General features: G+C 30.6%; 23 protein-coding genes. 9 read left to right on the top strand and 14 right to left on the bottom strand.

Annotated features, from left to right (window positions below):
- The 12 genes from ACY2IJ_RS05685 to ACY2IJ_RS05630 form a co-directional block, all read right to left on the bottom strand.
- The gene (locus ACY2IJ_RS05685; RefSeq protein ID WP_476726188.1) at window positions 1-1629 is read right to left on the bottom strand and encodes a peptidase domain-containing ABC transporter; all 1629 of its coding nucleotides are present in this window, start codon (window positions 1627-1629) and stop codon (window positions 1-3) included.
- A gap of 254 nt (window positions 1630-1883) precedes the next feature.
- Window positions 1884-2225, bottom strand: coding sequence for a hypothetical protein (locus ACY2IJ_RS05680; RefSeq protein WP_476726187.1), 342 nt, complete (start codon window positions 2223-2225; stop codon window positions 1884-1886).
- 96 nt (window positions 2226-2321) lie between these two features.
- A complete protein-coding gene (locus ACY2IJ_RS05675; protein WP_476726186.1) occupies window positions 2322-2786 on the bottom strand; it encodes an SRPBCC family protein in 465 nt (154 codons plus the stop codon).
- Between the two features lie 5 nt (window positions 2787-2791).
- A complete protein-coding gene (locus ACY2IJ_RS05670) occupies window positions 2792-2959 on the bottom strand; it encodes a Lacal_2735 family protein (RefSeq protein ID WP_476726185.1) in 168 nt (55 codons plus the stop codon).
- Between the two features lie 5 nt (window positions 2960-2964).
- Complete coding sequence (locus ACY2IJ_RS05665) at window positions 2965-3144, bottom strand: Lacal_2735 family protein (RefSeq protein ID WP_476726184.1); 180 nt, start codon at window positions 3142-3144, stop codon at window positions 2965-2967.
- Window positions 3145-3151: 7 nt separating this feature from the next.
- Window positions 3152-3847, bottom strand: a complete 696-nt coding sequence (locus ACY2IJ_RS05660; RefSeq protein ID WP_476726182.1) for an SDR family NAD(P)-dependent oxidoreductase — start codon at window positions 3845-3847, stop codon at window positions 3152-3154.
- A 4-nt stretch (window positions 3848-3851) separates the two neighbouring features.
- Window positions 3852-4130, bottom strand: a complete 279-nt coding sequence (locus tag ACY2IJ_RS05655) for a TIGR03643 family protein (protein ID WP_476726181.1) — start codon at window positions 4128-4130, stop codon at window positions 3852-3854.
- A complete protein-coding gene (locus tag ACY2IJ_RS05650; RefSeq protein ID WP_476726180.1) occupies window positions 4127-5596 on the bottom strand; it encodes a cryptochrome/deoxyribodipyrimidine photo-lyase family protein in 1470 nt (489 codons plus the stop codon). The genes ACY2IJ_RS05655 and ACY2IJ_RS05650 overlap by 4 nt, the downstream gene beginning before the upstream one ends.
- 5 nt (window positions 5597-5601) lie before the next feature.
- A complete protein-coding gene (locus tag ACY2IJ_RS05645; protein WP_476726179.1) occupies window positions 5602-7023 on the bottom strand; it encodes an SDR family oxidoreductase in 1422 nt (473 codons plus the stop codon).
- Window positions 7024-7058: 35 nt separating this feature from the next.
- The gene (locus ACY2IJ_RS05640; protein WP_476726178.1) at window positions 7059-7676 is read right to left on the bottom strand and encodes a flavin reductase family protein; all 618 of its coding nucleotides are present in this window, start codon (window positions 7674-7676) and stop codon (window positions 7059-7061) included.
- Complete coding sequence (locus ACY2IJ_RS05635; protein WP_476726177.1) at window positions 7676-8986, bottom strand: ABC1 kinase family protein; 1311 nt, start codon at window positions 8984-8986, stop codon at window positions 7676-7678. The genes ACY2IJ_RS05640 and ACY2IJ_RS05635 overlap by 1 nt, the downstream gene beginning before the upstream one ends.
- A gap of 7 nt (window positions 8987-8993) precedes the next feature.
- Window positions 8994-9650, bottom strand: a complete 657-nt coding sequence (locus tag ACY2IJ_RS05630) for a TetR family transcriptional regulator C-terminal domain-containing protein (protein ID WP_476726176.1) — start codon at window positions 9648-9650, stop codon at window positions 8994-8996.
- A gap of 349 nt (window positions 9651-9999) precedes the next feature.
- Here ACY2IJ_RS05630 and ACY2IJ_RS05625 point away from each other — a divergent pair, with 349 nt between their 5' ends.
- Window positions 10000-10251, top strand: a complete 252-nt coding sequence (locus ACY2IJ_RS05625) for a hypothetical protein (RefSeq protein ID WP_476726175.1) — start codon at window positions 10000-10002, stop codon at window positions 10249-10251.
- Window positions 10252-10285: 34 nt separating this feature from the next.
- On the opposite strand, the gene coaD is transcribed toward ACY2IJ_RS05625, so the two are convergent.
- Window positions 10286-10753, bottom strand: a complete 468-nt coding sequence (coaD, locus tag ACY2IJ_RS05620; RefSeq protein ID WP_476726174.1) for a pantetheine-phosphate adenylyltransferase — start codon at window positions 10751-10753, stop codon at window positions 10286-10288.
- Window positions 10754-10769: 16 nt separating this feature from the next.
- Window positions 10770-11747 carry a D-alanine--D-alanine ligase gene (locus ACY2IJ_RS05615; protein ID WP_476726173.1) on the bottom strand — a complete coding sequence of 326 codons (978 nt, stop codon included), beginning with the start codon at window positions 11745-11747 and terminating at the stop codon, window positions 10770-10772.
- Between the two features lie 90 nt (window positions 11748-11837).
- On the opposite strand from ACY2IJ_RS05615, the gene ACY2IJ_RS05610 reads away from it, so the two are divergent.
- The 8 genes from ACY2IJ_RS05610 to ACY2IJ_RS05575 all read left to right on the top strand — a co-directional run bounded on the left by ACY2IJ_RS05610 (window position 11838) and on the right by ACY2IJ_RS05575 (window position 20971).
- Window positions 11838-12389 carry a PASTA domain-containing protein gene (locus ACY2IJ_RS05610; RefSeq protein ID WP_476726172.1) on the top strand — a complete coding sequence of 184 codons (552 nt, stop codon included), beginning with the start codon at window positions 11838-11840 and terminating at the stop codon, window positions 12387-12389.
- 2 nt (window positions 12390-12391) lie between these two features.
- Complete coding sequence (locus ACY2IJ_RS05605; protein ID WP_476726171.1) at window positions 12392-13408, top strand: RluA family pseudouridine synthase; 1017 nt, start codon at window positions 12392-12394, stop codon at window positions 13406-13408.
- Window positions 13409-13503: 95 nt separating this feature from the next.
- Window positions 13504-14262: a peroxide stress protein YaaA gene (yaaA, locus tag ACY2IJ_RS05600; RefSeq protein ID WP_476726170.1), complete on the top strand. Its 759-nt coding sequence runs from the start codon at window positions 13504-13506 to the stop codon at window positions 14260-14262.
- 185 nt (window positions 14263-14447) lie between these two features.
- On the top strand, window positions 14448-16352 hold the full coding sequence (dnaK, locus tag ACY2IJ_RS05595; protein ID WP_476726169.1) for a molecular chaperone DnaK: 1905 nt from the start codon (window positions 14448-14450) through the stop codon (window positions 16350-16352).
- Window positions 16353-16528: 176 nt separating this feature from the next.
- Window positions 16529-17761 carry a sensor histidine kinase gene (locus ACY2IJ_RS05590; protein WP_476726168.1) on the top strand — a complete coding sequence of 411 codons (1233 nt, stop codon included), beginning with the start codon at window positions 16529-16531 and terminating at the stop codon, window positions 17759-17761.
- A gap of 3 nt (window positions 17762-17764) precedes the next feature.
- The gene (locus ACY2IJ_RS05585; protein ID WP_476726167.1) at window positions 17765-18991 is read left to right on the top strand and encodes a sensor histidine kinase; all 1227 of its coding nucleotides are present in this window, start codon (window positions 17765-17767) and stop codon (window positions 18989-18991) included.
- A 4-nt stretch (window positions 18992-18995) separates the two neighbouring features.
- Window positions 18996-20234: a sensor histidine kinase gene (locus ACY2IJ_RS05580; protein ID WP_476726166.1), complete on the top strand. Its 1239-nt coding sequence runs from the start codon at window positions 18996-18998 to the stop codon at window positions 20232-20234.
- Entirely contained in the window at window positions 20234-20971 is a 738-nt protein-coding gene (locus ACY2IJ_RS05575; protein ID WP_476726165.1) for a LytR/AlgR family response regulator transcription factor, read from the top strand. Before ACY2IJ_RS05580 ends, ACY2IJ_RS05575 begins: the two co-directional genes overlap by 1 nt.
- The last annotated feature ends 84 nt before the right edge of the window (window positions 20972-21055 follow it).

Genomic DNA, 21055 nt, shown 5'->3' with positions numbered 1-21055 from the left:
TTATAGTTTTATAATTTGGTTAGACTTTTCTGCCCAGTATTGATAATCTGCAATTACAATAACTGTCCATGATTTAGATGGATCCATAATATAATCTATAATGGTTCTTTTTTCTTCCTGATCTATAAATTGCAAAGGATCTTCTAGTAACAAAAGTTTTGGGTTGTTAACCAAAGCTCTGGCCAGTATAATTTTTTGAATAATACTTCTAGGCATTCTTCTCCCTTCGGAATCAATATCGGTTTCTATTCCTTTTCTTAGTTTAGAAATATAACTTGATAGGTTTAAAACATCTAGAACCGTGTTTAAATGATTGATGTCTATAGTTCTGTTCATTAGTATGTTTTCTGCAATAGTTCCCTCAAATAATCCTGTGTTAGGTGTTATAAAACCAATGTGTTTGTTGTATGAATTGTGAGAGTAGTAGGTAGAAGGTCTTTCGTTAATAAGAACTTCTCCTTTATCTATACCATGTATTCTTGCTAAAATGTTTAATAAGGTAGATTTTCCTTTACCTGTATTTCCTTTTAACCATACTTTTTCTCCAGAGTTAATTTTAAAAGAGTAATTGTCAAATAAAAATAATTCTTCGTTAGGATATTTAAAGTACATATTGTTTACCTCAATAGAAAGACCTTTGTCTGTATCTAACTCTCCCAATTCAGCATCTCTGTCAATTTCTAAATCGGTTACATAACCAATTTTATCAAGGGCTGTTAATACATCGTAAATAGTTTCTATAATTCTAATAACTTTTTCTACAGAGTTGATAATTAAAATAATAATAATCTCAGAAGCTACAAACTGTCCAATGTTCATTTCTTGTTGAAATACCAAATATCCTCCTAAAACTAATAAACCTGCAGCCACCCATACTTTAAAACCAATAAAAAGCATAAACTGTTTAATTAAAACGGTAAAGTGCTTTTCTCTACTTTCTAAATATTGAATGTTAATAGCATCTGTTTTTTTAAGGTGTAAGTTTCCTTGGTTGTGTATTTTAAAAGATTTGGTATTGCTTGCAATTTCTTCTAACCAGTGTGCTAAATTGTATTTGTATTTACTTTCTTTTATACTTGTTTCTAGTCCTTTGGGTCCTGTTATTTTAAAAATTAAGAAAATAATTAAAAACAGAGTAACTCCTAGTAAAATAAAGTAAGAGCTGTAAAAGGTTAACAAAATCAATCCGAAAACAATTTGGAATACAGCTAAAGAAAAGTCTATTAATATTTTAGGCAATCCTTTTTGAATGGTTAGTACATCAAAAAAACGATTGACCAATTCTGGTGCATGAACTTTATCTAAGTTCATTTGTTTTATTTTGGGAATTCTGAAAGCAAATTCAAAAGCCGATTTGGCAAAAATGTCTTGTTGTATGTCTTCTACAATTCTTAACTGACTTATTTGGATTGCTCCAGAAATTGCAATTCCAATCAAAACAAAAACCACCAAAACTACCCATGATGTGGTTAATTCTCCTGTTTGTAAATAGTTAATAATAGCTTGTATTCCTAAAGGAAGAGATAAGTTTACAAGTCCACTAATAATTGCGTAATAATAAATTAATCTAATTTGTTTTCTATATGGATTAATTAGGTTCCAAAACCGAACTAAAGGGGATGTTGTCATGTGCTCTTTGGTTTATTCAAAAATAATAAATAGACTGCTTTTAAATAATACTATTCCTAGCAATATTTATACCTATTTTATGAATGTTGATAGTTTATCTAGATTTAAAAATCTGTTAAAATTTTATGTGTTTCTTCACAAATAATTTGGGTACAATATGTAAAACAAACCTTTTGGGGTTTTAGTAATATATTGTAGTGGGTAGTTAGGGTGTTTGTTGTGTGTAACCAATAAATATGGTTGCACAAACACGTTTAACTAAAGTTTTTGGGAGGTGGAATGTCTAATTGTTTGTACCTATTGGTAATTAAGGGTACAGGAGTAGAAAATTTCTGTTTTTCTTTTTCAAATCTATTGTCTTTCGCTTTTAAAAGAGAAGGATCGTGAGCAATTAATTGAATTTTTAAAGTGTTTTTTTGTTTGCTATCTTCAGAATTAGTATCGTCATATTCTTCTATAACGTTTTCAAGCCCCAAAAGGGTTTCAAGAATCATTTCAACAATACTATCTTGATTGTTAAAAGAGAGACTTTTATGCATACTTATAGGGAGTGAACTCGGTGCATCAATACTGATATTCAGTAGATGCAATCCCATAATCCCAAATAAGATTTTAATAATTATACTATTTCTAAACTGTTTAAACACACGTCAAAAATACATTAAAAAAATGAAAATAAGATGCGTAAAAGTTCAATGTTTTGGAAATTTACGATCAACTACATCAAACCTATATTTAAAAATTTTGTGTAACTGTTTTTTAATAAAAAGACTGTTGGCAATAGCTCCTAAAAAACCAAACGGGGGCTGGTACGTAACAATGTCTTTCATATAAACACCACCATCTCTTTCTTCTAATATATGTTGATGATGCCAAAGTTTATAAGGACCAATTCGTTGCTCATCTACAAAATAGTGTTTGTCTACCACATGAGTTATTTCTGTAACCCAATTGGTTGGTATTCCTAAAATAGGTTTTACAATATAACTAATAATCATTCCCTCATACATTTTATCATCTTTGTTTTCAGATGTAATGTCGAATCCCATGTGTTTAGGAGTAATGTCTTTTAGGTTTTTAGGTGATGACATAAAATCCCAAATAGTTTCTAAATCAGCAGGTATAAATTGCTCTCTTTTAAGTTGATAAAATGCCATAATTTTTAGTTTTTAAGTTTCTCTATTTCTTCAGCAATCAATTCTGCTTCTGCAATTTTAGCATCGCTTTTACTTCTGTTTATGTTAGAAAGTTGATGTGCTTCTTTTAAAAGTTTTTTGTATTTAACCTCTAATTGATGAATGGGATTTTTTTTCTTAAAGAGAGAGAACATATTGTTTAGTTTATAAGAGTAAAGTTGCGGATGTGTTGTATTTTAGTGGCTATTTTTTCGGCCTCTTCTATTCTAGCATACGAAGCATTTTTGTTGGTTTTTAAATACTTAAGAGCTTCTTTAATTAACTTTTGGTGTTTTGCTTGTAATTTTTTAATTGAATAGTTTTTTAAAAATGTAATCATATTATACTTATGTTTTTAAGGTTGAAATTCCTCCATCAACAGCTATAATTTGTCCGGTAATCCAATTGGCTTTTTTAGAAAGTAAAAAAGCTACCATATGTGCAATATCTGTAGGTTGTCCTATTTTTTTTAAAGGATGCCTATGGGCATTAGCTTCTATTTTGCTACCACTACTTAATAATTTTTTTGACAAATTAGTTTGAGTAATAGAAGGAGCAATACAGTTTACACGGATGGTTGGTGATAGTTCTGCAGCCAAGCTTTTAGTCAATCCTTCTATAGCTCCCTTAGATGTAGAAACTTGTGTATGGAAATTAAAACCTTGCTGTACAGCTACGGTAGAAAACAAAACAATACTAGGGTTTGTTCCGTTTTTTAAACTTTTTAGGCTTTGCTGAATTACTTTAACAGCACCAATAACCTGTAAATTATAGTCATCTAAAAAACTTTGAGGACTTAGTCTATTAAAAGGTAGTAAATTAATACTCCCTGGGCAATATATAAGCCCATCAATGTTTTCTGGAATAAAGTGCAAATTTAACGTATTGTCTAAAATATTAAGTTGATAGAAATCAACACCCTCAATATTTGGTGGGTTTGTAGTGTTGTAAGTACCAATAACTTTATAGCCATTGTTCGCTAAAATTTTAGCTGTAGCTAAGCCTATTCCAGAAGAAGCTCCTATAATTACATATGTTTTCATAATGTTATTTTTTTGATAGTTTGTTGTTGCTAATAATGCGTTGCATTTTACTTTTAAAAGCACCTTTTACAAATGGTCTTTTGTGCAAATGTTTGGTAGCTCTACCTTGTACTCTTTTTCGCCAAAGTTTAAAACTGCTAGATTTTAATTCAGATCTCATTAATAGAATAACTTCAGATTCGGACAAATTAAATTGAAACTCAATAGCTTCAAAAGGTGTTCTATCTTCCCAAGCCATTTCTATAATTCTGTCTATTTCTGCATCTGTAAATCTTACTTTCATACAGCTTGGTTTAATGTGTGTTTTTGTATAATTCTAGTATTCTCATCCATTACCAACGGATCGTGCTTCATTTCCCATAAAATTTTACTGGCTTTGTTTCTTTTTTGTTTCAAGTCTATAATAGGTAGCGGATAATCTATGCCTAGTTTTAAGTTGTACATTCCTTGTTCTAAAGGAGTCATTAAATAAGGTTCATGTATGTGCTTAGTTTGCAAGTGGGCCAATTCAGGAACCCATTTTCTAATAAAATCTGCGTTACTATCATGTTCGTATCCATTTTTTATAGGGTTGTAAATTCGCAAGGTGTTCACTCCGGTTTCTCCTGCTTGCATTTGTACTTGTGCAAAAAGAATTCCGGGCTCAAAATCTATAAACATTTTAGATAAATACACAGCACAATCTTGCCATGGTTGCCAGAGCAAATGCGTAAAAAAGGAAACAATTACGGCACGCATTCTAAAATTTAAATATCCGGTTTCATTCAAACAACGCATACAGGCATCAATCATAGGAATTCCTGTTTGTCCGGTTTGCCATGCTGTTTGGTAGTGCTCGTAAATGGTTTTTTTTAACATTCTGTAGCCTTTGTTAATGCTTGCATGTTCCATGGTGTGCTCCATTTCAAACTTCTGAATAAAATGAGCTTGCCATTTTAATCTTGCAGCAAAGGCATCTAACTCTTTTTTGTTTTTACTATAGGGTCTAATTCCTTTAAGGGTTTGCCATACTTGTCTGGTAGATAAGTTTCCCCATGCCAAATACGGAGACAATCTACTGCAAGATTCTGTAGCTGTTTTGGGTTTGGAAATATCTTGAGTGTAATTTAAATAACGTTCTTCAAAAAAGCTTTTTTCATATTTTAACGCTTCGGTAACACCTCCTTTTTGTATGCTATGTTGTTTAGGAGTTGTTAAATTTATTACACTAAATTGTTTTTCTAATTCTTGGATTTCATGAAGTGTTAGCAATTGGTTTTTAGGATGAAATGAAAACAAAGGTTGGTTCATGTAGTCTTTCCATTTTCCTACCCAACCACGTCTGTTTTTTAAACCACGCAAAACCCCATTCCAAACATTTTCTTTCCAGCTGATGAAATTGTTATGACAGTAACGTGTAATTTTTTGATCTCTATGATAGGTACATAGCAATCCTGTTTCTTGATGTGAAAATAAATCACGAATGTCATAATGCTGTAATAATTGATTTAGAACTGCAGCAACTTCTGAATGTACAGCTAAAATTTTTGAATTGTAGGGAAGTAGCAATCGGTTAAGATCTGTAATAGATTCTTTGATGAAATTCCAATGTCTTGTTTCGTAATGTGGATCTTTTAGCAAAAAATCTTCAAAAACATACAATAATAATACTCTTTTGCCAGTAGCAATAGCGTTGTAAATAGCTTCATTATCTTGTAGTCTTAAGTCTCTTTTTAACCAAACCACAGCTAAAGGTTCTTTATGATACATGGTTTTTAGGTTTTTAATAAATTTTTTAGCATTCCGTTAAATATAAATCCGTGAAAAGGGAGTACAGCATACCAATACAAACGACCATACAATCCTTTAGGTCTAAAAATGGCTCTTTGATATAGTTTGTTTTGAATAATTTTAAATTCTAACCAAGCTTCTCCAGGTAATTTCATTTCGGCATATAGCAATAGCTTTTTTTCTTTTTTACTAGCGTATAATACTCTCCAAAAATCAATAACATCTCCTGTTTGAATTTTGTTGTCGTGGGTTCTACCTCTTCTTAAACCTACTCCGCCAAAAATTAAATCTAAAAAGCCTCTTAGTTTCCATAAAAAATTTCCGTAATACCAACCTGTTTCTCCACCAATTGCCCAAATTTTAGCAAGCGTAACTTCTTCGTTTGTAAGGTCTCCAGATCTAATATCTTTAAAGCAACCAAACTTTGGTGGGTTAATGTGTTTGCCAAAAAAATGATCGTCTATGGGAGTGTTTACAGCATCTTTCCAACTAGAGACAATCGCATTTTGTTCTATTTTTTCAAAGGCTTTTTTAACAGCTTTTATATATGAAATAGGTTGAATAGCTAGTATTTGATTAATATTAGAAGGTTTTCCAATAACCTCTACTTTCATACTGTCTACCAGGCTACTGGCCAAGGAATACGTAGTAGTGGTAACAAAATATAACCAATAAGAAGACAGTTTAGGAGTCATAATAGGAATGGTAACAATCCATCTTTTGAGTTGTCTAACTTTGGCAAATTGCAACAACATTTGCTTATAAGTTAGTATTTCTGGCCCCATTATATCATAAGATTTATGGTATAACTTTTTAATTCCTAAAGCTTTGGATAAAAACTGAATAACATCGGCTACTCCAATGGGTTGTGTTTTGGTGTTTAGCCATTTAGGAGTAATCATTACAGGAAGTTTTTCTATCAAATCACGAATAATTTCAAAAGAAGCACTTCCGCTACCTACAATAATTCCTGCTCTAAACGTGGTAAGCGCATAGTTCCCTGTGCTTAAAACATCTTCTACTTTTTTTCTAGAGCTTAAATGTTTAGATAGTATTTTGTCATTAACAATTCCACTTAAATAAATTACTTGTTCACATTCGGTTTGATTAATTTGAGAAGTAAAATTAATAGCACAAGTTTCTTCTAAGGCTTCAAAACCGCTTGCATCTGCAGACATGGAATGTATTAAGTAATAGGCAACTTGTATGTTTTTAGGAATGTTTTGTAAAGTTTCTGGTTTCAGAAAATCAACCTGAATAAAGGTAATATTGTTTGTGTTGGCATATTCTTGTGGAATCCTATTCAAATCTCTTACACAGCAAACTAGCTCGTGATTGTTTTGCAACAATACGGGAATAAGTCTCATGCCTATGTATCCTGTAGTTCCTGTAATTAAGATTTTCATGTGTGTTATTTAAATATTATAATTAGTTGTTGTATTTATTGCTTGGGTCTTTGATATGGCAAACGATCTATTAGCTCCGTTTTTACATAACCATCTAATCCATTAATTCCAACAACATTTCCTTTGGCTAAGTCTACAAATCCATCGGTGTGAATTAGGGATTCTTGTGCATATAGTTTCTGAATTTCACCTAACACCAAAATGGTTCCGTTTTCTTGTATGTTATATTCTCCTACGTATTTCATTAATAACTGTACGGGAGCGTTTTTTACAAAAGGGATGTAACTATCTGTTTTGTACTCTTCTTCTAAATTGGTTTGTTCAAACTCATTCACATCAAAAGGATATTTGGCACTTGTGTGGTGAGCATCTTTAATAATAGATTGATGAATGTGGTTGATAGAGTAAAACTCATTCTCTTTAATATTATCATAGGTGTTTCTTGCCACGGTAGTAGGTCTAAAAATCATTCCTAATAATGGAGGTTCAGATCCAAAATGAACAATGGAACTAAACACAGAAACATTTACAATTCCGCTATTAGAGATAGAACCCACCAAATTAGCCGATTTTAATCCTGTAACACTGTTTATTAAATTGATTTTATAAAGGTGTTCTAGTTGTGCTATTTCCTGTTTTGTAAACGTTTTCATTAGATGCTTTTGTAATTGTTGATTTGTATGTTTTTCGCTTTTAAATCATGCATTAAATTATACAGCCCAAAAAAGGTTCTATTGATGTAGATAAAATGCTTAGAGCCTCTGTTTCCATTCATGTTTTTTAGTTCAGAATCGTTGTTAAAATGCTCTCCCAATTCGGCTATCTTACCAAAGAAAACATCATCAGAAAAATCAAAACTTTCTAAGTGAAAAGGTTGTGTAAAAAGGCTTAACAATTCGTGAAATAGCTGAGTAAAAAAAGCAATTTCCTTAGGTCCGTCTTGTGGAATTAAAATTTCTAATTCGTACAATTTGTCTTTAAACAGTTTAGGATGGTTTAAAACTGCAGGTTCTGCCAATTCAAAATAAGGAATGTAAAAGCTGTTTGGTATTTGTTTGATACATCCAAAATCTAAAGCAATTAATTGATGATTTTTAGAAATTAAAAAATTACCAGGATGCGGATCTGCATGTACTTTTTTTAGAATGTGAATTTGATACATGTAAAAATCCCATAAAGCTTGTCCTATTTGTGTTCTTATCTCTTCGCTAGCACTATTAATATCATACTCCGATAAATGGACACCCTCCATCCAATCCATCGTAATAATTCTATCTGTGGATAGTTCGGGATAATAATTAGGAAACTCTAAATTAGGGATGTTTTTACATGCGTTAGAAATAGCTACGCTTTGTGAAACTTCTAAAACGTAGTTGGTTTCTTCAATTAATTTGTTTTCTACTTCTTTAAAATATTTATCAGATCCTTCTCCTCTAATATTAAACATTTTAATAGCAATGGGTTTTACCAACGCTAAATCGGAACTAATGCTTTGTGCAACTCCTGGATATTGAATTTTTACAGCCAGTTGTTTTCCGTTGAGGGTAGCTTTGTGCACTTGTCCAATACTAGCTGCGTTTACAGAATTTAAATCAAAAGAGTCGTAAATTTCATTAGGACTTTTTTTGAAATATTTTCTAAAAGTTTTTAGCACCAATGCAGATGACAAAGGGGGAACTGAAAACTGTGATAAGGAAAATTTTTCTACATAAGCTTTAGGCAGCATACTTTTTTCCATGCTTAACATTTGAGCAACTTTTAAGGCACTACCTTTTAAATCTTTAAGACTATTGTAAATATCATCAGCATTAGATTTATCTAAATTGTTTTTGGCCAACTGAGCATCTCCAATTGTTTTTTCTACATTGTATTTTAAGTAATTAATACCCACTTTGGCACCTGTGCTAATTAATTTAGAGGCTCTCTGTATTTTTCCGGTAGGTATGCTGTCTAGTGTTTTCATAAGCTATTTAAAAATTGGGTTTAATTTTTTCTTTAAAAAAGAATTTTCCTAAGTCTATAAAGCTTTCTAATGGAACTGTGTTTATAAAGTCAAAAGAGGCATTTACAGATTTTTCTATGAACAAATCAGTTTTTTCAAAACTAATAGAGGTATCGTCCATCCAAAATTTAAGTGTCATTAAAAATTGAGTCCAAGCAAGCTCTTCAATACTTTTGTTTTTTAGAGAGTTTAATTTTTCTTGTTTTAAATCAAAGGTTTTAATGTTTAATGTTTTTATAAATTCAATAAATTTCTTTTTAAAAGGAATTAAGGTTTTTATGTTTTTTAATCCGTATTTGTATTTGTTAAGTGAGCACAAAACATAGCTTCTATTACTTGTTAATAATTCAAAAAAAGTATAATAAAAAACTAAAAGCTCATTTTTAGCATCTAAATCGTTATAGGAAATTTCAGACATCATTAACTTAATAGTTTCATCGTAAAAAACACAATAGATGTCTGTTTCTATATGTTCAAAAGAAGTGTAATGCTGATAGAATTCTTGTTCTTCAATATTTAGCTCTTTGGAAAATTTGTAAATAGACTCTGGGGTTTTACCATGTTCCAATACATGGTCCATGAATTTAGAAATGATTTCTGTTTTGTTAATTTTTGTTGCTTCCATAATTATGTCTTAAGATATGCTTAAAGTTAGCGGGTTATGGAATGAATTTGAAAAATGGAAGGCTTTGTTTTGTTAATTTTTTTTAGTGGCTAATGGTAAGTTTAATTAGCCAGAATCCTTTTGTTTTACTGTGTTTTTAAAATTATTGTGACGAATAGGAATCGTAAATTACACTGTTTTTTAAGTGGTTTTTTTAGAAATGGGATTGCTGGGAAGTAGATGTTTCAGATGGGAAATCTCAAAATATAAAAAAGAAAAACGGGATAACAATTTGTTAACAATTAGTTAACTAGTAGCGGTTTGTACAAACTTAATACTCGTTCTATATTTGCACCACATTACCAAAAAAATGCATACAATTATTAAAAATATTACTTTAGGATTTGCTTTACTGTTTACAATAGCAGTAAGTGCAAACAACCCTGGGTTAGATAATTTAGATAATGCAAAAGAAATTTTACCAAAAGCAAAAAGTACAATTGAAACGCTTTTTAAAGTAGATGGTAAAGAGGTAGAAGATGTATTTCTAAAAATAAAGAGAGTTGATAGGATTTTAACTCCTAAAAAGAAACTTTCTAAAGCAAAATATACAATAGCTTAATTGATAAAATTAAGCTATTTTTTTTGTCTTAATATTAAAGTTCTTTACTGCCTTTAATTACAGCTTTAGGAGCAAACTTAGACAAGTCACCATTATGTTTTATAATGTCTCTTACAATACTAGAACTTATAAAGGCGGTATCTGCACTTGTTAGTAAAAAAACAGTATCTATACCTGTTAATTTTCTATTGGTAATGGCAATGGCTTTTTCAAATTCAAAATCAGCGGGATTTCTTAAACCTCTAAGAATAAAATCAGCATTAATATTTTTACAAAATTGGGTTGTTAAACCGGTATATGTTTCTACGGTTAGGTTAGGAACGTTTTTAAAAGTTTCTTTGATAAAATTTAGTCTTTGTTCTAAAGAGAATCTGTATTTTTTAGAATCGTTAATTCCAATAGCAATGACCAACTCATCAAACAAAGGAATTGCACGGTTGATAACATCTACATGACCTAAAGTAATAGGATCAAAAGAACCAGGGAAAACAGCTTTTTTCATAATACTTGTAAGATACTTATTTTTTTAAAGCCATTTCTATAGCGTTAGACAATAAATTAGGTAGTGGAATTCCTGCAGCTTTTGCTTGCTGAGGGAGCAAACTTTCGGTAGTCATTCCTGGAACAGTATTCATTTCTAAAAAGTAAGGAATGTCACCAATAAAAATAAATTCTGACCTAGAAAAGCCAGTCATGCTTAAAGCTTTGTAGGCTTTTAAAGCCTCTGTGTGTAAATTTTCTAGTTGTATGTCTGTAATTCTAGCAGGAGTAATTTCTTGAGACTTTCCTTCGTATTTGGCTTCGTAATCAAAAAAATCATTTTCAGAAACAATTTCTGTAGCAGGCAAAGGAATGGTGTTTCCTTGGTAATTAATAACTCCTATAGACACCTCGGTTCCGTCTAAAAATGATTCAATTAATATTTGGCTGTCTTCTGCAAATGCTTTTTCAAAGGCAGGTTTAAATTCATCAGCAGTATTTACTTTAGAAATACCAAAACTAGATCCAGCGTTATTGGGTTTTACAAAACAAGGCAATCCTAGTTCGTTAATAATAGTATCAATATCAATAGTTTGCCCTTTGTCATAGTACAAAGATTTTGCGGTGTTAATTCCGTGTTTTCTCAATACGCTTAAGCAATCACGTTTGTTAAATGTTAATGCCATTTGATAAGATGGAGCAGAGGTATGAGGAATGTTTAACATTTCAAAATAGGCCAGTATTTTTCCATCTTCTCCAGGAGCACCATGGATTACATTAAAAACACAATCAAAATTTATTTTTTCATGGTTAATTGTTACAGAAAAATCATTCTTATCAATAGAATATTCTTTAGTGTCCGTATGCAATACTACCCATTTTTCTTTGGTAATAATTACTTTGTATGGATTGTATTTGGCTGTATCTATGTGGTTAAAAACCACATTTCCACTAATCATAGAAATAGAGTATTCACTAGAATAACCTCCCATTATTACAGCAATGTTTTGTTTCATAAAAGCCCTTAAATTAGAAAGCTAAAAATATTAAATATTAATTCAAAACCATGCATTTAGGTTTTATATCTTTGCCAAAAATAGTTTTCAATGAAATTGTTAGCGTTCTTAAAAAGTAAAACCTTTATTATTAACTTATTTATAGCTTTAGTAATTAGTATATTATTAATGGTAGGAGTTATAAAATCGTTACATTCTATTACCAATCAGGATCAAAAAATTAAAGTTCCCAATTTAACAGCTTTAACTTTAGAAGAAGTTAAAATTGTTTTAGATGATTTAAATTTAAGATATGAAGTATTAGAATCTGGAAGTTACAACCCAGAAATACCTAAAGAAGCGGTGTTGGAACAAGAACCACAAGTAGGAGCTATTGTAAAAGAAAAACGAAAAATATATGTAACCATTAATCCTAATGGATACGCACAAGCTCCAATACCTCCGTTTTACGGAAAAACAAGAAAAGAAATTATTCAACTAATTATTAACAGTGGTTTTAACGTAGGAATGTACGAAGAGGTAGATGATATAGGAACTGTGGTTAGAGGACTAAAGTTTAAAGGTCAAGAGTTGGAAGCAGGAGATATGTTGCCCAAAATGTCTATTATAGATGTTGTTATTGGTAACGGACAATTAAGATAAATATGGAAGAAATAGGACCAGAGATAGAAGAAAATTTTGAACACTATAAATTTGTTGCGGAACCAGGACAACAACCTCTTAGAGTAGATAAGTTTTTAATGAACTTTATTATGAATGTAACTCGTAATAAAGTACAGCAAGCTGTAAAAGAAGGAAATGTATTGGTAAATGATGAGGTGGTAAAAGCCAGTCATAAAGTAAAACCAGGAGATGTAATACGTGTAGTTTTTGAATATGCACCTAGAGAAACAGAAATACTACCCGAAAACATTCCTTTAAATATTGTATATGAAGATGATGCGGTAATTGTAATTAACAAACCTGCAGGTATGGTGGTGCATCCTGGACACGGGAATTACGATGGTACAATGGTGAATGCTTTAATGCATCATTTTAAAAATTTACCAGAAAATGCTGATGGAAGACCAGGTTTGGTTCATAGAATAGATAAAGACACAAGCGGATTGTTAGTGGTGGCTAAAACAGATCATGCTTTGGCACATTTGGCAAAACAATTTCATGATAAAACCTCTGAGCGTTTGTATTATGCATTGGTGTGGGGAAATATAACAGATGATGAAGGTACCATTGAAGGAAATATTGGTAGAAATTTAAAAAACCGTTTGCAGCAAGACGTTTTTCCAGAAGGAGACCAAGGAAAACCAGCAGTTACACATTACAAAGTATTAGAGCGTTTTACGTATGTAACCCTAGTGCAATGCAAGTTAGAAACAGGTAGAACTCACCAAATTAGAGCACACTTTAAACATATTGGGCATACTTTATTTAACGATGAACGTTATGGAGGAAATGCTGTGTTAAAAGGAACGACCTATACAAAATACAAACAGTTTGTAGACAATTGTTTTAAGTTAATTCCACGTCAAGCATTACACGCAAAAACATTGGGTTTTGAACATCCAACAACAGGTGAAATGATGCGTTTTGATTCTGATATACCAGAAGATATGTTAGCAGTGTTAGAAAAATGGAGAGGATATACCTTAACAAATAGTTAAGAATAAAGTAATTAAGTAGAAAACTAAAAGAGTAGTTTTTAATTAGGAGGTTCAAGCGAAGTCGAGAACCATGTTAATAAAAACAATTATAGAAAATGAAAATTGTAGTATCCCCAGCAAAATCATTAGATTTTGAATCTAAAGTTCCTACAACCCAATTTACGCAGGGAGTCTTTTTAGATCAAGCAGAAAAGTTAAGTAAGGTGTTAAAGCAAAAATCACCAAAAGATTTATCTGCTTTAATGAAAATTTCTGATAAATTAGGAGAGCTAAACTGGCAACGTAATCAAAATTGGGCTTTGCCCTTTACGTCAGAAAATGCACGTCAGGCAGTATTTGCTTTTAATGGAGATGTGTATTCTGGATTAGATGCATATTCTTTAACTGAAAAACAAATTAAAGATTTACAAAATAAGCTAAGAATTTTATCAGGACAATATGGAGTTTTAAAACCGTTAGATTTAATGCAACCCTATCGTTTAGAAATGGGAACGAAGTTAGCAGTAGAAACCAACAAAAATTTATATGAGTTTTGGGGAAACAGTGTAACCGAATATTTAAATGATGAAATGGCTGAAGATGAAATTTTCATCAACTTAGCAAGTAACGAATATTTTAAAGTAGTTAAACCTAAACAATTAAAAGTACCTGTAATTACTCCAGATTTTAAAGATTATAAAAACGGAAACTTAAAAGTAATTTCTTTTTATGCTAAAAAAGCCAGAGGTTTAATGGTACGTTATATTTTAGATAAGAATATAGAAACCATAGAAGGATTAAAAGGGTTTAATTACGACGGATATGCTTTTGATGCTAGTTTGTCTACCGAAACGAATTTAGTTTTTACCAGGTAAAAATTAAAAAACAATAAAAAAGGCAGTTCTCTACACATAGAACTGCCTTTTTTGTCTATAACTACATAAGTTTCTGACAGCATGTCATTACTTTCTGACAATTTGAAGTGTCACTGTCCATGGCATACATATTGACTAATACAAAGTGTTAAAAAGAATCAACAACATTAATAAATAATATAATTATGAGTAAAATTATTGGAATTGACTTAGGAACTACCAACTCATGTGTTTCTGTAATGGAAGGAAACGATCCAGTAGTAATTCCTAATGCTGAGGGGAAAAGAACAACACCTTCTATAGTTGCATTTGTAGAAGGAGGAGAGCGTAAAGTAGGAGATCCTGCAAAAAGACAAGCTGTAACCAACCCAACCAAAACAATTGCTTCTGTAAAGCGTTTTATGGGGAATAAATTTTCTGAAGTTGCTGACGAAATTGCAAGAGCACCTTACAAAGTTGTAAAAGGAGATAATGATACACCACGTATCGACATTGATGGTCGTTTGTATACACCTCAAGAAGTTTCTGCAATGACTTTGCAAAAAATGAAAAAAACAGCTGAAGACTATTTAGGTCAATCAGTAACAGAAGCTGTAATTACAGTTCCTGCTTACTTTAACGATGCACAACGTCAAGCGACTAAAGAAGCTGGAGAAATTGCAGGATTAAAAGTACAACGTATTATTAACGAACCAACTGCTGCGGCATTGGCTTACGGTATTGATAAAAAAGGACAAGACCAAAAAATTGCAGTTTACGATTTAGGTGGAGGTACTTTTGATATTTCAATCTTAGAAATTGGAGACGGAGTTTTTGAAGTATTGTCTACAAACGGAGATACTCACTTAGGAGGAGACAACTTTGATGAAGTAATTATTGACTGGTTAGCAGATGAATTTAATGCTACTGAGCAAGTAGATTTACGTAAAGACCCAATGGCTTTACAACGTTTAAAAGAAGCTGCTGAAAAGGCTAAAGTTGAATTGTCATCTTCTTCTCAAACAGAAATTAACTTACCATATGTTACGGCAACTGCTAGCGGACCTAAGCACTTGGTACAAACATTAACACGTGCTAAATTTGAGCAATTAGCTGCTGAATTAGTTGTACGTTCTATGGAGCCTGTTAAAAAAGCGTTACAAGATGCAGATTTAGATACTTCTGATATTGATGAAGTAATTTTAGTAGGAGGATCTACTCGTATTCCTGTAATTCAAGAAGAAGTTAAAAAATTCTTTGGAAAAGAACCAAACAAAGGAGTAAACCCAGATGAGGTTGTTGCTATTGGAGCAGCTATTCAAGGAGGAGTTTTAGCTGGAGATGTAAAAGATGTATTGTTGTTAGACGTTACACCTTTATCTTTAGGAATTGAGACTATGGGGAATGTATTTACTAAGTTAATTGAAGCAAATACAACCATTCCAACTAAAAAATCTCAAGTATTCTCTACTGCTGTAGATAACCAACCATCTGTTGATATCCACGTATTACAAGGAGAAAGAGCCATGGCTGCGGATAACAAAACTATTGGACGTTTTCAATTAACAGATATTCCACCAGCACAAAGAGGAGTACCTCAAATTGAAGTGACTTTTGACATTGATGCCAACGGAATTATCAAAGTTTCTGCAGTAGATAAAGCAACTAACAAATCTCAAGAAATTAAGATTGAAGCTTCTTCAGGATTGTCAGAAGAAGAAATTGCTAAAATGAAAGCAGATGCAGAAGCAAATGCAGAGGCAGATGCAAAAGCAAAAGAAACAGCTGAGAAATTAAATACTGCTGATCAAATGATTTTCCAAACAGAAAAGCAATTGAAAGAAGTAGAAGGAAAATTACCAGAAGAAAAGAAAAAGCCTATTGATGAAGCTTTAACTGAACTAAAAGCTGCTCACGCTGCTAAAAATGTAGAAGGAATAGATCCTGCTATAGAAAAGTTAAACACAGCTTTACAAGGTGCTGCTGCTGAATTTCAAGCTGCTGCTCAAGGAGCACAAGGAGGAAATGCAGGAGCTCAACAAGAAGAGCCTGCTGCAGCTTCTAACGGAGGAGACGATGTAGAAGATGTAGACTTTGAAGAAGTTAAATAAGACTATTTAATTACACAAAGACTAAAATATATGAAAACCGCTTTAGGAAACTAAAGCGGTTTTTTTTATATATAAAAGTCATTAAAAAGTAATTAGGAAATTAAAATCTGTTATTCGGAAATAATAGAAGAATGTTCTTTTGTTTTTTTATACTTTGTAAAATCTAATTATTTGCTATGATGCAATCAGTGCATAAAAGAATTATAAAACAAGGAGTTTGTACCACATATTCTGATACACAAAATAAAAGAATAGAGCTTTTAAATACCTACGCTTTAATTTGGATTTATTTTGCACTGCTTTTTCCTATTGCAGATTACATCTCTGGAATTTTTGTGTTAAAAACAACGCTGGCACATTTTTATACATTTCTAGGACTTGTTTTAGTAATTGTTTTAAATAAGTTTCGTTATTTTAATTATGCAAGACCTCTGTGGTTGTTAATTGCTTTTGTAAACTTTAGTGCTTTCTCTTTGTTTGTACTTCCAGGAATGTACATGGAATATTATTTTATTATTTTACCAGGAATCAGCTTATCTCTTTATCATAAAAAAACAATTCCCATACTTTGTACAGCTTTAAGTTTTATAGGGTATATAACACCTTATTTCTTTATAAAAGTATATCCGCAAGAATATGTAGATAGAATAGAGGTACCTGCCATGTTAGGTCTGTTTTTGGCTGTTTATTTTTTAGTAAGCTATTTTAAAAAACTTAACATAGCAAATGAAGAAAAGTTGTCTTTGGCTTATCAACTTTTAGAAGAATCTAAGAAAAGTGAGGTTGCTCATTTGCAATTAAAGTCACTAAAAGCGCAAATGAATCCTCATTTTATGTTTAACGCTATGAATTCTATTCAAAATTTAGTATTAAAAGGAGACAAAACAGAAGCATATAACTACTTGACTAAATTTTCTTTAATGATTAGAGAAAATTTAAACATGAGTGAAAAAAGTTTTGTGTCTTTTGATGAAGAAAAATCTTTATTAAAAAAATACTTAGAATTAGAAAAATTAAGGTTTAAAGAAAAGTTTGAGTATCATTTAACAGGAGTAGATGATTTAGAAAATATTAAAATTCCTGCTATGATTATTCAGCCTTTTATAGAAAATTCCATCAAACATGGATTGTTGCATAAATTAGAAGGAATTAAAAAACTAGAAGTTACTTTTAAGTTAGAAAAAGAGGTGTTGGTTTGTGTAATTACCGATAATGGGGTGGGGGTAAAAGCTTCTAAAAAAATAAATAAACAAAATCAGAATAAACAAGAGTCTTTTTCTACGACAGCTATAAAACAAAGATTAACTTTTTTAACCGATTTTTACAAAACAGATATTGGTTTTAGGTATTTACCTACCAAAATAGGTACTGTGGTAGAGGTTAAAATTCCTTATGTAAAAGAAAACTAGCGTATGGCAATTTTTAAACTATACGATAAAATTTTAGACATAGGGCAGAAACCAAGATTTTCGTCTAAAAAAAATAAGAAAATAAAACTGCTAAATATTTATGTTCTTATTACACTTCATTTTGTAGTTATAATGCCTATTGGAGATACCATAACAGGTATTATTACCTCTAAAATAATTATGTGTTATGCAATGCTGTTATTGTTTATGATGGTAATTCTTATTTTAAACAAACAACAAAAATACTATTGGGCTACATTTTTATGGTTATCCATTGTTATGTTTGCCATCTTTATGTTTTCAACCACATTACTACCACAGTCTTATAGTGAGTATTATTATGTGTTTGTACCAGGAATTGCTTTAACTCTTTTTAATAAAAATAAAATTCCGGCACTAATTACACTGTTTAGTTTGTTTCTTTTTTTTATTCCTTATTATGTAATTGTGGTTTATCCAAAATCGGTAGTTAGTAAGTTAGATCCTTTTGCGGTATTTGGATTGTTTACCTGTGTGTACTTATTGGTTAATTATTTTAAAAAAATAAATATAGAAAATGAGTTAAAATTACATGATACTTACAAGAAACTTGAAGAAACTAAAAAGAACGAATTGGCAAACTTGCAATTAAAAGCATTAAGAGGTCGTATGAATCCTCATTTTATGTTTAATGCCATGAATTCTGTACAAAATTTAGTGATAAAAGGAAACACGATGGATACCTATAATTACCTATCTAAGTTTTCTTCTATTATAAGAGATAATTTAAAAATGAGTGAACAAGCATACATTCTTTTTCAAGAAGAGTTTTCTATGTTAGAAAAGTATTTAGAGTTAGAAAAGTTAAGGTTTAAAGATTCACTTAGCTATATTTTAGAAAAAAAAGAGGTGAACGAAACGGTTAAAATTCCTTCTATGATTATTCAACCTTTTATAGAAAATTCGTTACACAGATTGTTTCATAAAACAGATACAACAAAAAAAATACACGTTTGTTTTACGCAAAATAATGTAGAAATCATTTGCACTATTGTAGATGATGGAATTTCTATTAAAGAGCTAGAAATGTTAGAAAAAAAGAATAATGTACAAGAGGCTTCTTTTTCTTTAACAAACATTCGTAAGCATATAAAACTCTTAAAAGAGTTTTATGATGTGAATATTACTTTTGAGCACGTGGTTCAAAACAATCAAACAAGTTGTTTGTTAAAAATAGCTCATAAAAAATAAAAAAATGAATGTTTATAGAAAAATAATTCAAATAGGGCAAGAGCATACTACAGACAGGCTGCTTAAAAAAAAGATAGCTTTGCTAAACACATACATTATTATTTGGATGCATTTAAGTTGCTTTTTTATTACGCTAGATGTTTTGTTCAATCCGCCCAACAAAATAAAAGACATTATTATCCATGTTATATCGTTCCTTTTTTTGTCTTTTTTATTGTTGTTAAACAAAAAAAATAAATTCCGTATTAGTAGAATACTTTATTTAATTATTGCTTTTGTAGTTTTTTATACATTGTCTTTTATCATCACATTTAGTCCGTATACAGTTTGTTATTTTATTTTTTTGCCATTGTTGGTTATGAGCTTGTATAAGAGCAATACTCCTGCCTACTTTTTTTTAGCAATTTGTTTATTAACCTATAGTTGGAGCGATTTATGGTTGTTAGAAATTAAAGATCCTATACAATATTTAAGAGTGCTAATTTTGTTAAAAGATCCTGTTGTAACTTCTCTTTTTATAGCAGGTTTTTATTTGTTTCATTATTTTAAAAAATTAAATCAAAATAGCGAAGAACAATTAGAGTTGGCTTATCAAAAATTAGAAGAAACACAAAAGAGTGAAGTTGCTCATTTGCAATTAAAATCACTAAAAGCTCAAATGAATCCTCATTTTATGTTCAATGCAATGAATTCTATTCAGAGTTTGGTTTTAAAAGGAGACAAGCACAATGCATATCAATACTTGTCTAAGTTTTCATCTATGGTAAGAGAAAATTTAAATATGAGTGAAAAAAGTTTTGTGTCTTTTGACGAAGAAAAATCGTTATTAAAAAAGTATTTAGAGTTAGAAAAATTAAGGTTTAGAGACAATTTTACGTATCAAATTAAAGGAGAAGAAACCATAAAAGACATCAAAATTCCTTCTATGATTATTCAACCTTTTGTAGAAAACTCCATCAAACATGGTTTGTTAAACAAAGTAAAAGGAAATAAAAGTTTAGAAATAGAATTTGTGCAAAAAGAAGTGTTTCAATGCATTATATCCGATAACGGAATCGGTTATCAAAAAGCCAAAGAAATACACCATAAAAACCAATTAGAATATCCATCATTTTCTACCAATGCCATAAGAGAAAGATTGGTGTTGCTAAAAGATTATTACAAAACAGACATTGGTTTTGATTATATACCTGTTTCTAAAGGAACCAAAGTCATTATAAAAATACCTTATACTTTAAATTAATGAGTAAGATAAAAGCAATAGTAGTAGATGATGAGCAAAGTGCTAGGGAAAATTTAATCTATTTAATAGATAATTTTTGTCAAGAAATAAGCGTAGTAGCTACTTGTTGTAATGTAAACGAGGCCATAAAAAGTATTGAAGAACTACAACCCAATGTTGTTTTTTTAGACATTGAAATGCCTCAGAAAAACGGATTTCAATTACTAAAAGAGTGTGATGATCTTAATTTTCAGGTTGTGTTTATTACGGCCTACGATCAATATGCAATAAAAGCGTTTGAAGTTTCTGCATTAGATTATTTGCTTAAACCCATAGATATTGATAGGCTTGTAGAGGTAGTGGCAAAACTTAAAAATCAATTAATGATTGCCAATTTTCAAGATAGAATGGAGGCTTTTACCGAAAATAAAAAAAAGCTTTCTAAAATATCCATCCCTTATAAAAGCGATTATGTAATTCTGAATATAGAAAGTATTTTGTGTATAGAGGCTGATAGAATGTATAGTCACATTTATACTATTGATGGTAAAAAATACACCGCATCTAAAAAGCTTAATTATTACGAAGAATTGTTTTTTGAAACACCAGAACTTCAAAGAGTACACAGGTCTTGGATAGCCAATTTATCTAAAGTAAGCTCTTATTCTTTAGCTCAAAAAAAAATACATTTAAACACATTAGAATTACCTGTTAGTAAAACCTATAAAAACACAGTAGATGCGTTTTTAGGAAAATAAATATTCCTTTAGAAATAAAAAAATACTGTTGGGAAACAATACCAAAGCTTAAATTCTTCTTTTGTTCATTTTTGATTAAAAATT

This window comes from Wenyingzhuangia gracilariae (assembly GCF_056387575.1).
Note: the sequence above shows the minus strand (reverse complement) of the source record. Positions and strands in the feature narration are given on the sequence as shown.

What these genes read in the sequence shown, in the direction of transcription:
- ACY2IJ_RS05615 (WP_476726173.1), bottom strand. Translation starts at nt 11,747, where the DNA reads ATGAAACAAAACATTGCTGTAATAATGGGAGGTTATTCTAGTGAATAC.
- yaaA (WP_476726170.1), top strand. Translation starts at nt 13,504, where the DNA reads ATGAAAATTGTAGTATCCCCAGCAAAATCATTAGATTTTGAATCTAAA.
- ACY2IJ_RS05580 (WP_476726166.1), top strand. Translation starts at nt 18,996, where the DNA reads ATGAATGTTTATAGAAAAATAATTCAAATAGGGCAAGAGCATACTACA.
- ACY2IJ_RS05625 (WP_476726175.1), top strand. Translation starts at nt 10,000, where the DNA reads ATGCATACAATTATTAAAAATATTACTTTAGGATTTGCTTTACTGTTT.
- ACY2IJ_RS05655 (WP_476726181.1), bottom strand. Translation starts at nt 4,130, where the DNA reads ATGAAAGTAAGATTTACAGATGCAGAAATAGACAGAATTATAGAAATG.
- ACY2IJ_RS05645 (WP_476726179.1), bottom strand. Translation starts at nt 7,023, where the DNA reads ATGAAAATCTTAATTACAGGAACTACAGGATACATAGGCATGAGACTT.
- ACY2IJ_RS05630 (WP_476726176.1), bottom strand. Translation starts at nt 9,650, where the DNA reads ATGGAAGCAACAAAAATTAACAAAACAGAAATCATTTCTAAATTCATG.
- ACY2IJ_RS05640 (WP_476726178.1), bottom strand. Translation starts at nt 7,676, where the DNA reads ATGAAAACGTTTACAAAACAGGAAATAGCACAACTAGAACACCTTTAT.
- ACY2IJ_RS05665 (WP_476726184.1), bottom strand. Translation starts at nt 3,144, where the DNA reads ATGATTACATTTTTAAAAAACTATTCAATTAAAAAATTACAAGCAAAA.
- ACY2IJ_RS05635 (WP_476726177.1), bottom strand. Translation starts at nt 8,986, where the DNA reads ATGAAAACACTAGACAGCATACCTACCGGAAAAATACAGAGAGCCTCT.
- ACY2IJ_RS05650 (WP_476726180.1), bottom strand. Translation starts at nt 5,596, where the DNA reads ATGTATCATAAAGAACCTTTAGCTGTGGTTTGGTTAAAAAGAGACTTA.
- ACY2IJ_RS05675 (WP_476726186.1), bottom strand. Translation starts at nt 2,786, where the DNA reads ATGGCATTTTATCAACTTAAAAGAGAGCAATTTATACCTGCTGATTTA.
- ACY2IJ_RS05680 (WP_476726187.1), bottom strand. Translation starts at nt 2,225, where the DNA reads ATGGGATTGCATCTACTGAATATCAGTATTGATGCACCGAGTTCACTC.
- ACY2IJ_RS05575 (WP_476726165.1), top strand. Translation starts at nt 20,234, where the DNA reads ATGAGTAAGATAAAAGCAATAGTAGTAGATGATGAGCAAAGTGCTAGG.
- ACY2IJ_RS05660 (WP_476726182.1), bottom strand. Translation starts at nt 3,847, where the DNA reads ATGAAAACATATGTAATTATAGGAGCTTCTTCTGGAATAGGCTTAGCT.
- ACY2IJ_RS05670 (WP_476726185.1), bottom strand. Translation starts at nt 2,959, where the DNA reads ATGTTCTCTCTCTTTAAGAAAAAAAATCCCATTCATCAATTAGAGGTT.
- ACY2IJ_RS05590 (WP_476726168.1), top strand. Translation starts at nt 16,529, where the DNA reads ATGATGCAATCAGTGCATAAAAGAATTATAAAACAAGGAGTTTGTACC.
- ACY2IJ_RS05585 (WP_476726167.1), top strand. Translation starts at nt 17,765, where the DNA reads ATGGCAATTTTTAAACTATACGATAAAATTTTAGACATAGGGCAGAAA.
- ACY2IJ_RS05610 (WP_476726172.1), top strand. Translation starts at nt 11,838, where the DNA reads ATGAAATTGTTAGCGTTCTTAAAAAGTAAAACCTTTATTATTAACTTA.
- ACY2IJ_RS05685 (WP_476726188.1), bottom strand. Translation starts at nt 1,629, where the DNA reads ATGACAACATCCCCTTTAGTTCGGTTTTGGAACCTAATTAATCCATAT.
- coaD (WP_476726174.1), bottom strand. Translation starts at nt 10,753, where the DNA reads ATGAAAAAAGCTGTTTTCCCTGGTTCTTTTGATCCTATTACTTTAGGT.
- ACY2IJ_RS05605 (WP_476726171.1), top strand. Translation starts at nt 12,392, where the DNA reads ATGGAAGAAATAGGACCAGAGATAGAAGAAAATTTTGAACACTATAAA.
- dnaK (WP_476726169.1), top strand. Translation starts at nt 14,448, where the DNA reads ATGAGTAAAATTATTGGAATTGACTTAGGAACTACCAACTCATGTGTT.